The sequence below is a fragment of the Butyricimonas sp. DFI.6.44 genome (assembly GCF_022132345.1).
GTDB classification, from domain to species: Bacteria; Bacteroidota; Bacteroidia; order Bacteroidales; family Marinifilaceae; genus Butyricimonas; species Butyricimonas muris.
This window is the reverse complement of record NZ_JAKNJD010000017.1, coordinates 40,707-54,810: the sequence shown is the minus strand read 5'-3', so window position 1 is coordinate 54,810 and position 14,104 is coordinate 40,707. Positions and strand designations below refer to the sequence as shown.

The following is a 14,104-nucleotide window of genomic DNA, read 5'->3' as shown; positions in this document are numbered from 1 at the left end:
ATAAGGTCTATAAAGTTTTTTTTAACCTTATGAACTTTATGAACTTTAAAAACTTTATAAACTATATGATATGGAAATAGTGGATAAACCGCGGATTGGTGTTGTGGGCGGAGGTAGTTGGGCTACTGCGATTGCGAAAATGCTGACAGAAAATAACGGGCATATCAATTGGTTCATGCGAAATATTGAATCGATTAAAGCCTTTAAAGTATTAAAACACAACCCGAGATATTTGTGTGAAGCCGAATTCGACTTGGACAAGATTACCTTCACGGATGATTTGGATAAATTGGTAATGAATTCCGATGTGATCGTGTTTGCCATCCCTAGTGCATTCGTGAAAAATGTCGTTACTACCAGATTGCACCTTCCGTTGAAAGATAAGGTGGTCGTTTCGGCTATTAAAGGGTTGATCCCGGAAGAGAATCTGACTATCGGGGAGTTTCTGCATCAACAATACGAGGTGCCCTTGGAACAGATTGTGATTATATCCGGGCCTTGCCACTCGGAGGAGATTGCCTTGGAGCGTTTGTCATATCTCACTTTTGCCAGTCAAGATTTGAAAGTTGCCCGTGCTGTGGCGCAATTGTTCGAGTGCTTTTACGTGAAGACCACGATATCCGATGATATTTACGGGACGGAGTACGGAGCCGTGTTGAAGAACGTGTTTGCTATTGCGGCGGGTATTTGTCACGGTTTACGTTACGGGGATAATTTTCAAGCCGTGCTGATATCCAATGCTATTCAGGAGATGGAACGTTTCGTGAACACGGTACATCCCATGCAGCGGGACATTAAGTTTTCGGCTTATCTGGGGGATTTACTCGTGACATCCTATTCGCAGTTTAGCCGGAACCGGACGTTCGGAACGATGATCGGGAAGGGCTATTCCGTGAAATCGGCTCAAATGGAGATGTTAATGATTGCCGAGGGATATTTCGGAGTGAAAGGTATTCACGAGATTAACGAAGAATTCAAGGTGCATATGCCGATCACCAATGCCGTGTATAACATTCTCTACGAGCGTATCAGTCCCACGATGGAGATCCGTTTGCTGACAGATGAACTGAGATAATTTTCAATTGTATGAGGTTTTGGAAGTGTGTACGAAAGGCCGTGCCCGTGGCAATGAAGACATCGATGTGGTTTTTGAAAATCATGTTGCCGGTTTCTTTGTTCGTGACATTGCTTTCGTATTTTAACATCCTGCCTTATATATCTTCTTTTGCGGCTCCCCTGTTCACGTTGATCGGATTGCCGGGAGATGCGGCTTTGGTTTTTGTGACCAGTATATTCACGAATATATACACGGTGATAGCGTTGCTTGCCACGTTGGATTTTTCCGTGAGGGAAAGCCTTATTATGGCGACCATGTGCTTGATCTCGCACAACTTTATCGTGGAAACCTTGGTGTTGCAGAAAACGGGATCTTCGGCAAGGGGAATGATATTCCTTCGCGTAGCGGGAAGTTTCGTGGCGGCTATCGTGTTAAATTGGATATTGCCGGAGATGGGTGGTAAGATGATGGCGGAAACGGCAGTCGCGATGAACTTGGGTGATACTTTAATCCATTGGTTGGAGAGTAGTTTGATGTTGTGCGTGAAGATCGTGTTGATGATTACCGGGTTGATGATATTGCAGCGGGTTTTGGAGGAATTTGGGGTGTTGAAGATTCTTTCCTCGATGTTGTCGCCGTTGATGCGGGTGTTCGGGTTAAAACCGGATGTGGCATTCCTGTGGCTCGTGGGTAACACGGTTGGTCTGGCTTACGGTTCGGCAATTATGCTGGAATATGCTAAAGAAGGAAAACTGGCGCATCAGGAAGCGGATTTGTTGAATTATCATTTGGCGATTTCCCATTCACAATTGGAAGATCCTTTGTTGTTTATGGTGATGGGGTTGCCTATAGGCTGGTTGATATTTCCCCGTGTCGTGTTGGCGATAATCGTGGTATGGATTAGGCGGGGAATTTATGGTTTGCGGTCGCACGTGCATCCGGCTGTAAAAGTAGAAAATGTTAGTATATAAATATATGAAATATACCATAGAAGAGGTTTTAAACGAAAAGCAGGCAAAAGAATTTCTGGTTTTGCCGGTAGCCTTGTATAAGGATGACAAGAATTGGGTACGACCTTTGGATAGTGATATCACGAAAGTATTTGATAAGGATAAGAATCCTTTCTTTAAACACGGCGAATGTACTCGTTGGTTGCTTCGGGATGAAAGCGGGAAATGTGTCGGACGTGTGGCGTCGTTTATCGACGAGGATACTTGCCGGTTAGATTCCTATACCGTGGGGGGGATGGGTTTTTTCGAATGTATTAACGATCAGGAAGCTGCTTTTATGTTGTTCGATCGTTGCCGTGCTTGGTTGGAAGAACGGGGGATGGAAGCTATGGAGGGACCGGAGAATTTCGGGGAACGTAATGAATGGTGGGGATTGTTGGTGGATGGTTTTAAACCGCCAGTATTCCAGATGCCGTACACGCACCCGTATTATGTACCGTTTTTCGAGAATTACGGGTTTCGCGATTACTTCAAGCAATATATTTATCGTACGCCGATGGTGATGGAGAGCCTCTCCGAAGTGGTGATTTGGAAATCCGAAAGGTTGTTGAAAAACGGAGATTATCGGATTATATCTTACCGGGAGATGACACCGGAACAAGCGAAATCTTCTTTTCTTACCATTTATAACAAGGCATGGAATATGGACGTGCATGGTGTGGCAGGCATGGAGAAAGAGCAAGTGGACGTGTTGTTCAAAACATTGAAGCCTGTATTGGATCCGGATTTGCTTTATTTCGCTCATTACAAAGGTGAACCGATAGGATTCTTTATCACGATTCCCGAATTGAATTATATCGTGAAGCACGTGAACGGGAAAATTAGCGGTCTGGGTATTTTGAAATTCTTGTATTATCGCTATCTAAAACCGGGACGTGTCGCTTTGGGATTGATATTCGGGGTTGCCGCGGAGTATCAAGGACGCGGGGTGGAGGCTGCCATGATCTATGCTTTCTGTAAAAGAATGATAGAGGATAAAAAGCGATACGATTGGTTGGACTTGAGTTGGGTTGGTGATTTCAATCCCCAAATGATGCATTTGATGCATTACATCGGGGCGAAGCAATCCCAAACGTATATCACGTACCGGAAATTGTTCAGGGATGATATTGAATTTCATCGGTCAGCAGATAAAAAGCAAATGAAATCATAAAGCGTCAATCTAAAATCATAAATCACTAAATCGTAAATCGGTATGTCTTGGTTAGGAGAATTGTTTTTCGGGCAAGGGGTTGCACATTCCGTTTTGATGTTCGCGATCGTTATCGCCTTGGGAATCGTGTTGGGTAAGGTGAAGGTTTGGGGGATTTCTTTGGGAATCACGTGGATTCTTTTTGTGGGAATTATCTGTAGTCATTTTGGAATGCAGGTAGACGGGCATATTTTGCATTTCGTACAGGAGTTCGGGTTAATCCTGTTCGTGTATTCGGTCGGGCTGCAAGTGGGACCGGGATTCTTTTCTTCTTTCCGGAAAGGAGGAATGACGTTAAACATGTTAGCGACGGGAATCGTGTTGCTGGGTGTTGTCACTACCTATATTATTCATGTTGTCACGGGACTGCCTATCACGACGATGGTTGGAGTCCTGTCCGGAGCCGTGACGAATACCCCGGGACTGGGAGCCGCGCAGCAGGCTTACATGGATGCTTCCGGGATGGAAGACCCGACGATTGCGTTGGGATATGCCGTTGCCTATCCGTTGGGTGTGGTCGGAATTATCTGTTCGATTATGTTGATGAGGGTGCTTTTCCGGGTGAATCTGGAAAAGGAAAATGAGGCGTTGGAACGGGAAGATACGGACAAAGGAAGCAATGCGCAACAGTTTTCCGTGCGGGTGACCAATCCTGCCTTGTTTGGAAAAGATTTGAAGGAAGTAACTCGTTTGATAAACCGGAAGTTTGTATTTTCCCGGGTTTATCACGAAGATGATAGTATTGAACTTGGTTCTTCCGAAACTTGTTTGAGTGCCGGGGATAAATTACTCGTGGTGGCGGCCTTGCAAGACATTGATGCTATCACGGCATTCTTGGGCGAAAGGGTTGAAGTCGAATGGGAGAAATTAGATAAAAAACTTGTATCCCGACGTATTGCTATCACGAAAGCCGCGGTGAACGGGAAAATGTTGGGTGAGATGAAGTTGAGGAATTGTTTCGGGGTGAACGTGACACGGGTGAATCGTGCGGGAGTGGATTTGGTGGCAAGACCGAATCTGCAATTGCAGATTGGTGACCGTTTGACGGTGGTGGGACCGGAGGCGGCTGTCAATAACGTGGCAAAGGTGTTGGGTAACTCTCTACGCCGTTTGCGCGAACCGAATTTGGTACCTATCTTCTTGGGTATATTTTTAGGTATTGTACTGGGAAGTATTCCGTTTACGTTCCCCGGAATCCCGCAACCCGTGAAACTGGGATTGGCGGGAGGTCCTTTGATTATTGCTATTCTGGTTAGCCGTTTCGGGCCTCAATACGGGTTGGTGACTTATACCACCATGAGTGCGAACCTGATGTTGCGTGAAGTGGGTATCGCTTTGTTCCTTGCCAGCGTGGGATTGCGTGCGGGAAACGGTTTCGTGGAAACGATTATCAATCAAGGTGGTTATGCTTGGATAGGTTATGGTGTTATCATCACGCTGGTTCCTTTGATTATCATCGGAATCATAGCGCGAGCCGTGTATAAAGTCAACTATTTCACTTTAATGGGATTGATTGCCGGAAGTATGACAGACCCGCCAGCCTTGGCATATTCTAACGGTGTGGCGGGGAATGATGCGCCTTCGGTGAGTTATGCTACCGTGTACCCGCTCACGATGTTCTTGCGGGTATTGACGGCACAATTACTGATATTGCTGTTCGCTTAGGATTCCGCCCCCGATAACCCTATCGTCCCGGTAGAACGCCACGGGTTGTCCCGGGGCAACCGCCCACGCGGGAGAGGAGAGTTGCACGAGAAGCGTGTTGTCGGGGAGCGAGGAAATTTGAGCGTAGCCTTGTGGGTTTAGCCCTAATCCCCGTACTTTTACCTCAATGTCATTCGCCTTGATTTCTTCGGGGCAGATGAAATGAGAGTCTTTCACGACTAGGCGCGTACAATCGAGGGAAGATTTATCACCCGCGATAATCCGGTTTTCGAGGGGATTGATTCGTGCCACGTACTGGGGGCGACCGTCTTTCAACGGGATGCCTCTCTTTTGCCCAATCGTGTAGTTGCCGATGCCGTTATGTTCTCCTACTATTTGCCCCGTGTTGTCCATGATTATGCCGGGGGTGAAGCAGGCCGCGGAACCGGGTTGACGGGCAATAAAATCCCTGTAATCGCTCCCTTCGAGAAAGCAAATGCTCATGCTTTCCCGTTTATCTGCCATTTGCCGGAAATCGTGTTGTCGGGCGTATTCCTTCACTTCGGCTTTCGTGTAATCTCCTAATGGTGTAAGGGCACGGGAAAGGATGTCTTCCCGGACACCCCATAAAAAATAGGATTGGTCTTTGTTGGGAGCAACCCCTTTGTGCACGTAATAATGTTTATCGTGAGGAAGAATTTTCACGTAATGCCCTGTCGCGATATGGTGAACTTGTAGTTCATCCGCGAATGAACGCAAAAGTTCCCATTTGACAAAACTGTTGCAGATAGCGCAGGGATTCGGGGTAACACCGGAGAGGTATCCGCGGATAAATGGTGTGACAACCGTGTCTTGGAAGAGTTTCCGACCGTCAATCCGGTATAATTTTATTCCGGTTCGGGAGCAAAGTTCGTTTAGACTCTCCTCTTGTGACGGTTGTACCTGTGCATCCCATAACCGAAGATGAATACCAATCACTTCAAAACCTTGTTGTTGTAACAAGAGTGCGGTCACGAAGCTATCCACTCCACCACTCAGACCAACGATTATTTTTGTCATGCTTTCTTTGTTTATTGCACAAAAATAATCATTCTCCTGTTGTTTTTCTCGATTAATTTCTCTTATTTTGCAGCACGAAACACGGGAGTGGCTCAGTTGGTAGAGCATCGGTCTCCAAAACCGAGGGTCGGGAGTTCGAACCTCTCCTCCCGTGCAAAGAGGATGCCTTTTGAAGGTATCCTTTTTTGTCATTTATTAGTCATAATAAAAAGAACGGGAGAAGAATATGATAAAATTGGTGATTTTTGATCTGGATGGAACATTGTTGAATTCATTGGAAGATTTAGCCGCGAGTACGAATTATGCTTTGCGGCAGCATGGATATCCGGAGCATGAGTTACCGGCTTATCGTCATTTCGTGGGAAACGGGATAAATAAATTATTGGAAAGAGCTTTGCCCGAAGCCGTTCGTACGGAAGAAAACGTGATGAAAGTACGGGAAGACTTCGTGGCTTATTATTCTATTCATAAGGCGGATTTCACGGCTCCTTATGCCGGGATTACCGATTTGTTGGGTGAGTTGAAACGACGTGGTGTGTTGCTGGCGGTGGCTTCCAATAAGTATCACGCGGCGACGGTGGAGTTGATTCCCGAGTATTTCGGGAAAGGAGTTTTCGATTTTGTATTCGGACAACGGGAGGGGATTCCCATTAAACCGGACCCGACCATCGTGTTCGATATCATCAAAGCGGCGGGAGTAAATAAAGATGAAGTACTTTATGTAGGTGATTCCGGGGTGGATATGCAAACGGCAGTGAATAGCGGCGTGACGTCCGTCGGTGTAACTTGGGGATTTCGGGATCGGAAAGAATTACTGGAAAACGGGGCTTGTCATATCGCGGATCGGCCTTCGGATATATTGGAGATAATGAAAGGTATTTGAAGTGAAAAAAGTTGTGGCAGCAGTAGGGAAATTTAAAAACTAGAATCTCTAAATCTGAAATTAGAAAATATATGCTAACTTTGCCCTAAATGTGAGTGGCATGGTTCGTACGGAAAAAATATTATCGTTGTATAAGCGAGATGAGAAGGCGGCAATGCAGCTGCTTTTTGATGTTTATTATGAATCTCTTTTGCTGTATTGTTTTCGGATGATACACGATGTGGAGGGGGCAGAGGATATCGTGCAAGAGTGTTTCGTACATCTGTGGTTTTCCCGTCGGTTACAGAATTTTGCAGGAGATTTGGAACGTTTTATGTTTCAAGCTGTGAAGTTTCGGGCAATTAATTATATCAGGGATAAACATCGGAGAGACCAGATGCACGACGATTCATTCACGGAAGAATACGTGTTGCCTGTAGTTGCTCGGGAGGAGGAGGTGGGACATGAAATCGAATTATTGTATCGGACGATAAATGGCCTTCCCGATGAATGTCGGAAGATATTCTTGATGGCTTGTCTTGATGACATGAAATATCAGGAAATAGCGAATGCATTACAAATCAGTATAAATACGGTAAAGACACAAATGAAAATAGCCCTTCGTTTTTTGCGGGAGCATTTGAGTAAAGAATCTTTTTCTTCGATTTTACTTTTTTTGGCCATACTGGAATAAGATTTTTCTAAAAAACTTCATTTTCTTTTCACCCTAAATAAAAAGTGCGGTGATATGTATATAAATAATCATTATTTGGAGATGAAGGAAAATGAAATAGATCGAATATTAGCCGATATGATGGCCGGAGAAAATATCTCCGCCGAAGATCGGCGATTTTTGGAAAAATGGAAATGGGATTCCGAAAAGCATCTTTATTTTGAAAAAGATATTCAAGAATTAGCTTATTCCGGTTCCGAATTGAAGTCTAGGAAAAATAAAATACTTGTTTTCGAACGAGTGGAGCAGATCGTGATGAGAAGGCGGAGAGTCCGGTTATTGCAAAGGTTATCCGTGGCGGTTGGTATCGTTTTGCTTGTAGGGATGACAGCTTATTTTATCCTTTTATCGCATAATTCTACAAGAGAACCGTTGAAAATGGCAACGACTATTGTACCGGGTGCACCACGGGCTGAATTGATCTTACCACAAGGTAAAGTGATTCATTTAGATACAACAGCAAAGGTTGTGTCGGTTGCAAATAGTATGACACAGGTTGTGAGTTACCGGAATACATTGATTTATAATTCGAGAGAGAAGGGGGAAGAAGTGGAATATCACACGATTCGTGTTCCCCGGGGTGGAGAGTATAATCTTCAATTAGCGGATAATACAAAAGTCTATTTAAATGCCGGTTCTTCTTTACGTTATCCGATTCGGTTCACCGGAGATAAACGAGAGGTTGTTTTGATCGGTGAGGGGTATTTTGAGGTGACAAGAGATACGGCGAGGCCTTTTATCGTGAAAGCCGGAAATATAGATGTACATGTGTTGGGAACGGCATTTAACGTGAACGCTTATCCTGACGAAGAGGTTATAGCAACGACATTAGTGGAAGGAAAAGTGCAAGTCGATTGTGGGGCGGAGCAACGATTTATGCAACCCGGAACTCGGCTTGTATATGAGCGAAATAACGGGAGTATTAAGATCGCCCCCGTGGATATCGAAGTCTACACCTCTTGGAAAGACGGATATTATTATTTCAAACGGGAAACACTTGAAAATATTATGGATGTTCTTAGTCGTTGGTATGACTTGGATATCTTTTACCAGCATTCCGATTTAAAAAATCTGGAGTTCGGTGGACGTCTGAAACGTTACGAGGATATCAATTACTTGTTGAAGAGAATGGAGGAAACGCAAGATGTAGAATTTATAATAAAAGGAAATACGATAACGATAAAAAGAAAAACAGATTGAAGACTTGATCAATCCTCAATCTGTTGTTAATTAAACATACTTTCTATCTCATTAGCACTGGAACGAAAGTATTCATGTATAATTAGAATTACAAATCTATGAAAAAATGGCGAAATCGTGTCTTGACATTCCGTTGGAAGTCATGGCGCAAAATGTTAATGTTTATGAAATTATTATGCGTGTTGTTGTTCTGTACATGTATATCAATGCAAGCTAACGTGTTGGCGCAAGATGCAAGAGTGACGATTGATTTGAAAAATGTGTCTTTGACCACCGTGTTGGAAGAGTTGGGAAAGCAATCGAAATGTGATTTCTTTTACAATTATGCATTGATGAATGCAAAGGGTACGGTAAGCGTAAAAGCTCAGAATGAGGCGCTTGTCCGGGTGCTTGATGCTCTGTTGCCGAGATTGGGGCTAGTGTATTCTTTTGATGGTAATGTGATTGTTATTAAAGAAAAAGTTGGAGAGCCGGAAAAGAAACAATCTTTAGTTGTGAAAGGATATGTGCATGATAAAAATAGCCAACCTTTACCGGGAGTGACAGTGAAGGTGAAGGGGGTATCTGTCGGAACCTCTACTAACGTGCAAGGATGGTTTTCTATTACTTTGCCGATATTGAAAGGATCTCTGGAATTTTCTTTTATCGGATTTAAAAAACAGATTGTGAATTTCACGGAGAAGACCGATACATTACATGTTGTTCTAGAAGAGGATTTGATGGAGTTGGATGAAGTGACGATATCCACGGGATATTTTAAAGTAGATAAACGCCACTTGACGAGTTCCGTGACATCGTTGAAGATGGATGATATCATGCAACCGGGTGTCAGTACGATAGATCAGATGTTGGAGGGAAGGGTTCCCGGTATGATATTCATGCAAAATAGTGGGCAGGTGGGGGCTACACCCAAGATCAAGATCCGGGGAACAACAACTTTGTTAGGAAGTACTGCACCCTTGTGGGTGTTAGATGGTGTGATTTTAACAGATCCGGTAAATGTAGATCCGGCAAATATCAACGATTTAGATTTCGTGAATTTGTTAGGAAATGCAATTTCCGGTTTGAATCCGGAGGATATCGAGAAACTGGATGTTTTGAAAGATGCTTCCGCCACGGCAATTTATGGACCGAAAGCTTCTAATGGAGTGATCGTGATCACGACGAAAAAAGGAAAAGTTGGGACACCTTCAGTCTCTTATTCTTTATCAGGTACTTTTCGGCAACGTCCGCGTTACACGGACCGTTCGGTTAATGTTATGAATTCACAAGAACGTATTGATTTTTCTAAAGACGTGGTACGTAAAAAACAAACAATACCTGATTTGTCGAGTTATGTGGGTTATGAAGCGGCCTACAATGATTACGTGAGAGGACGGATTACTTCAGAAGAATTTGTCCAAAAAGTGAAATTCATGGAAACGGTAAATACGGATTGGCTAGGTTTGTTGATGCAAGATACATATTCTCATGCTCATACTTTAAGTATTTCAGGAGGCTCGGAGAATGTGCGGTATTATACTTCGTTAGGTTATTCCGGGGAAAAAGGAAACTTGAAAGGAGAAGAAAACAATCGTTATAGCGGTATGGCGAAAGTGGATATAAACCACAAGCAGTTTATTATGTCCTTCAATCTAAACGGAAGTATACAAAAGAGGAATTATACGCCTTCGGAAGTGGGGTTGATGACGTATGCGCAAAATACGGCTCGTAGTGTTGGTGCGTATAATGAAAATGGAAGTTTGATGTTTTACCAGAAGGATGATGATTCAGAACATAGGTTTAGCAAACCTTTTAGTATTATCAACGAGAGAGAGAATACGGATGATAATATAAAAAATAATGCAATGGGTGTAAGTACGAACATGGAATATCGTTTTATTTCTTGTTTGAAAGCTGGCGTACAATTTTCGTATAATATTTCAAATTTTGAAGAAAACGTATATTTTGGAGAAGATTCGTGGTATGCGGCAAATCTGAGGAAAGAGTACGCTCCGGGGACCGATAATTACGGGTTTATTGCTAGTGAGTCGGAGATGCCTAGAGGGGGAGAATTACGAATGAATAGTACCAGAAATGAAAACTATAGTGTTCGGGCAAGTTTGTCTTTCAATAAATATCTGGATGAACAAAGCGTACATCAATTACAAGCTTCTATTATCGGAGAATTAACTTCAAGTCTTTATACCGGTTTTTCAATTACCAAGCGAGGGTATATTCCGGAGCGTGGAATGCTTTTTGATGATATAAATGTACCTGATACTTGGGGATATGTAGAGTTCCCGAATTATGACATATGGTTGAATACAGATGCTTCTGCCAAAGGAATCTTGACGCATAATTTGACTCGTCAAGCCGGTTTGGTAGGAACTTTGTTCTATGCTTATCGGGATGCGTACATTTTTAACGCTAACGTGCGTATTGATGCAAGTAATAAGTTCGGGGACGCTAGTAATGAAAAGTTAAATCCGATTTGGTCTATTTCCGGTCGCTGGAATATTCATGAAAATTTATTACTAGGTAAACGGTGGATTAATACGTTAGCACTAAAAGCATCATTCGGATATCAAGGGAATATGTCAGCTCAGGATTCTCCGAATTTGATAGTTCAAAGAAAAGGAACTCATTGGGCATTTAATGAATTGTATTCCTCTATAAAATACTATCCGAATCCACACCTGAAATGGGAAAAGACACAAACATATAATATCGATTTAGAATATTCATTGTTTGAGAATAAATTGGTCGGGAATTTCAGTTATTATTATCGACGTACAACAGACGCATTTATGTCTAAAACAGTTTCTAGAATTAATGGTGTAAGTAGTTACACTGTAAATAGGGGAACTTTAACTAATCAAGGTTTTGAGTTTGCTATTAATTTTACACCTATCAATAATGTTGGGACTAATGGAGAACGGCGAGGGTTTGTATGGCGAATAAATCCGAATTTTGGTTCTGTGTTTAATCAATTGGTTGATAAATTGAAACCTAAAGATAAGGTGTTACAAGATGAAATTAGGTATAGTGATTATTTGAATGGAAGGGTGCAGGTCGCTGGACGACCAGTGAATACTTTCTATTCGTATAAATTCACGGGTCTAGATTCTAAAGATGGTCGTCCTACTTTTTATGGAATTGATGCGCGAGAGATTGTTGGGAAAGATAGAAATGGAAATGAAATTACTCGACAAAAATCTTATGAAACGATGACTTTAGGGGATGTTTGTATGGAGGTTATGGAACATTCCGGTTGTCGGGAACCTTTTTTACAAGGGAGTATTAGTAATTATTTTGGTTGGCGAAATTGGGGATTGTCCTTTAATTTAGCTTACAGTATCGGTTCTAAGGTGCGTTTGTTACAAATGTATGGGAGTGCTAATTCGGCTGTTCCCGCCCCTGTAATGAATATGAGAAAAGAATTTGTTTATCGTTGGCAACGTCCCGGAGATGAATTACACACGAATGTTCCGGGATTATTGGATCTCAAGAGTTTTGAAGCGACAAGAAAACCATGGTGGGATGATAAACCGTATGAATTCGCTGGAACAATCTGGAATATGTATGATAATTCTAATATACGGGTCGTTTCTGGAAATTATCTGAAAATGACAAATTTATCCTTGCGTTATGTGGTTCCGGAAAAGATATGTAGAGCGTTGCACATAAAATCGGCGTATTTGAATGCAAGTGGAACGAATATGTTTACAATTTGTAGTGAAAAGTTGAAAGGACAGGACCCATCTCAATTTGGTTCTTCCGAATTGATTAATATTTCTGTTCGTCCGACTTATAGTCTTAGTTTGAATGTTACATTTTAATGGATGGAAGTGATGAAAAGATATTTTATATTGACACTGGGGGTTATCTTATTCTGTTCTTGTGGAAAATTCTTAGAAGAATTTTCACAGGATTTGGCTTATGCTGAAAGTTGTGCGGATTTAGATGAGATTCTTATCGGGAACGGGTATATGGAACAACCTTTGTATTTTGCTGAGGCGAGTGTCTATAGTTCCGGGTATTATCCTTATATTCATGTGATGGATGATGATGTAACATTGACCTTGTTTGGTTCGAAAATTGATGTAATTAATCCGGTTACTTTATATAAGAATTTTTATGACTGGTCTGATCAATTGACGATTAACCCCGAATCAGGGGAAGAGTGGGAAGATAAAGATTGGGAAAAGATTTACAGTCATATTGGATATTTGAATGTAATCCTTGCTCATGTGGAAAAGTTCACGAATGATTCGATAGAGATACGCGATCGGATAGAGGGAGAAGCACGTTTTTTGAGAGGAGCTTATTATTACTTGTTAACAAATCTTTATGCATCCCCCTACGTTAAGGAAACTGCGACTCGGGATATGGGGGTACCATTAAATCTCACGGAAGACATCGAGGATAAATATTATACTCGAAACACGATGGCGGAGTGTTATCAGGTAATCGTGGAAGATCTTAAAGTTGCAGCAGAAAAATTGAAAGGGGTAAAACAATCAATGTTTTATAGAGCGAATGAACTTGCTGCACGTATTTTGTTGAGTCGGGTATATTTATACATGGAAGAGTGGCAGTTGGCTTTGGAGGAATGCCAGAAGGCTATGGCACTGGATGGTGTTATGTTAATTGATTTGAACACGTTCACGGGAGAGGAAAGGCAATACATGTTGGATGCTAGTAACCCGGAGATTATATTTACTCAGGGGTATAGTGCAACAAGTACATTTTACAAGGATATAGATTGGTATACAATATGCTCTTTTGCTTGTTCCGAGGAACTAATTTCTTTATATAATTATTATAATATTCAAGGAATCAGGGATTTGAGGATGGATGTTTTCTTTGAGGCTTATGATGACGAACTTTACAAAATCGTAAAGGTTGGAGATGGAAAAGTGTATGATTGTTTTGTTATTCGGAGTGCAGAATTGTACTTGAATAAAGCGGAGGCTGAAGCAATGTTGAATAAAGCGGAAGCCGTGTCGACCATAAAAACATTACTGAGTAAACGTTTTGAAGAAGGAAGAATACCTGCTATAGATGAATTGCAAGGGGGAAAATTAATTTCCTTTATTCGTGATGAACGGCGTCGGGAGCTTTGTTTCGAGGCTCATCGTTGGTTTGATTTACGCAGGTATGCTGTGTCTTCGAAATATCCTGAAAGGAAGTCAATAAAGCATACGACTTATGATAAAAATGGAGTTTTAGAAGGAAGTTATATACTTGATGTTTATGGCAAAGATCCTGCTTGGGTATTACCGATTCCCGGTTATGAAATTGTTTATAATCAAGGTAAATTAATTGATAATCCGGAGAGAAAAAGCCGAAAATTAGAATGATT

Annotated in this window: 10 protein-coding genes and 1 tRNA gene; 10 read left to right on the top strand and 1 reads right to left on the bottom strand. The window is 42.1% G+C overall.

Going from position 1 to position 14,104, the window contains the following annotated elements; translation table 11 throughout:
- The first annotated feature begins 70 nt into the window (after nt 1-70).
- Genes L0M98_RS20150 through L0M98_RS20135 form a run of 4 tightly spaced genes read left to right on the top strand, consistent with a single transcriptional unit; the run spans nt 71 to nt 4,924 of the window.
- The gene (locus tag L0M98_RS20150) at nt 71-1,075 is read left to right on the top strand and encodes an NAD(P)H-dependent glycerol-3-phosphate dehydrogenase (protein WP_099294037.1); all 1,005 of its coding nucleotides are present in this window, start codon (nt 71-73) and stop codon (nt 1,073-1,075) included.
- 11 nt (nt 1,076-1,086) lie between these two features.
- Nucleotides 1,087-2,028, top strand: coding sequence for a nucleoside recognition domain-containing protein (locus L0M98_RS20145; RefSeq protein ID WP_227217446.1), 942 nt, complete (start codon nt 1,087-1,089; stop codon nt 2,026-2,028).
- Between the two features lie 4 nt (nt 2,029-2,032).
- Nucleotides 2,033-3,220, top strand: coding sequence for a hypothetical protein (locus tag L0M98_RS20140; protein WP_099294741.1), 1,188 nt, complete (start codon nt 2,033-2,035; stop codon nt 3,218-3,220).
- A 42-nt stretch (nt 3,221-3,262) separates the two neighbouring features.
- A complete protein-coding gene (locus L0M98_RS20135) occupies nt 3,263-4,924 on the top strand; it encodes a putative transporter (protein WP_227217447.1) in 1,662 nt (553 codons plus the stop codon).
- Here L0M98_RS20135 and mnmA read toward each other — a convergent pair.
- Nucleotides 4,901-5,962: a tRNA 2-thiouridine(34) synthase MnmA gene (gene mnmA, locus L0M98_RS20130; RefSeq protein WP_227217448.1), complete on the bottom strand. Its 1,062-nt coding sequence runs from the start codon at nt 5,960-5,962 to the stop codon at nt 4,901-4,903. The genes L0M98_RS20135 and mnmA overlap by 24 nt on opposite strands.
- Nucleotides 5,963-6,043: 81 nt before the next feature.
- Here mnmA and L0M98_RS20125 point away from each other — a divergent pair.
- The 6 genes from L0M98_RS20125 to L0M98_RS20100 all read left to right on the top strand — a co-directional run bounded on the left by L0M98_RS20125 (nt 6,044) and on the right by L0M98_RS20100 (nt 14,102).
- Nucleotides 6,044-6,116: transfer RNA gene (locus L0M98_RS20125), tRNA-Trp, on the top strand.
- A gap of 72 nt (nt 6,117-6,188) precedes the next feature.
- Complete coding sequence (locus L0M98_RS20120) at nt 6,189-6,845, top strand: HAD family hydrolase (RefSeq protein ID WP_227217449.1); 657 nt, start codon at nt 6,189-6,191, stop codon at nt 6,843-6,845.
- Nucleotides 6,846-6,945: 100 nt separating this feature from the next.
- A complete protein-coding gene (locus L0M98_RS20115; RefSeq protein WP_227217450.1) occupies nt 6,946-7,518 on the top strand; it encodes an RNA polymerase sigma factor in 573 nt (190 codons plus the stop codon).
- A 54-nt stretch (nt 7,519-7,572) separates the two neighbouring features.
- On the top strand, nt 7,573-8,757 hold the full coding sequence (locus L0M98_RS20110) for a FecR family protein (RefSeq protein WP_227217451.1): 1,185 nt from the start codon (nt 7,573-7,575) through the stop codon (nt 8,755-8,757).
- A 98-nt stretch (nt 8,758-8,855) separates the two neighbouring features.
- Nucleotides 8,856-12,578: a SusC/RagA family TonB-linked outer membrane protein gene (locus L0M98_RS20105; RefSeq protein WP_227217452.1), complete on the top strand. Its 3,723-nt coding sequence runs from the start codon at nt 8,856-8,858 to the stop codon at nt 12,576-12,578.
- A 12-nt stretch (nt 12,579-12,590) separates the two neighbouring features.
- Entirely contained in the window at nt 12,591-14,102 is a 1,512-nt protein-coding gene (locus L0M98_RS20100) for a RagB/SusD family nutrient uptake outer membrane protein (RefSeq protein WP_227217453.1), read from the top strand.
- The last annotated feature ends 2 nt before the right edge of the window (nt 14,103-14,104 follow it).

Coding starts and splice junctions, on each gene's coding strand:
- mnmA (WP_227217448.1), bottom strand. CDS start 5,962: ATGACAAAAATAATCGTTGGTCTGAGTGGTGGAGTGGATAGCTTCGTG.
- L0M98_RS20120 (WP_227217449.1), top strand. CDS start 6,189: ATGATAAAATTGGTGATTTTTGATCTGGATGGAACATTGTTGAATTCA.
- L0M98_RS20145 (WP_227217446.1), top strand. CDS start 1,087: ATGAGGTTTTGGAAGTGTGTACGAAAGGCCGTGCCCGTGGCAATGAAG.
- L0M98_RS20105 (WP_227217452.1), top strand. CDS start 8,856: ATGAAAAAATGGCGAAATCGTGTCTTGACATTCCGTTGGAAGTCATGG.
- L0M98_RS20115 (WP_227217450.1), top strand. CDS start 6,946: ATGGTTCGTACGGAAAAAATATTATCGTTGTATAAGCGAGATGAGAAG.
- L0M98_RS20100 (WP_227217453.1), top strand. CDS start 12,591: ATGAAAAGATATTTTATATTGACACTGGGGGTTATCTTATTCTGTTCT.
- L0M98_RS20135 (WP_227217447.1), top strand. CDS start 3,263: ATGTCTTGGTTAGGAGAATTGTTTTTCGGGCAAGGGGTTGCACATTCC.
- L0M98_RS20110 (WP_227217451.1), top strand. CDS start 7,573: ATGTATATAAATAATCATTATTTGGAGATGAAGGAAAATGAAATAGAT.
- L0M98_RS20140 (WP_099294741.1), top strand. CDS start 2,033: ATGAAATATACCATAGAAGAGGTTTTAAACGAAAAGCAGGCAAAAGAA.
- L0M98_RS20150 (WP_099294037.1), top strand. CDS start 71: ATGGAAATAGTGGATAAACCGCGGATTGGTGTTGTGGGCGGAGGTAGT.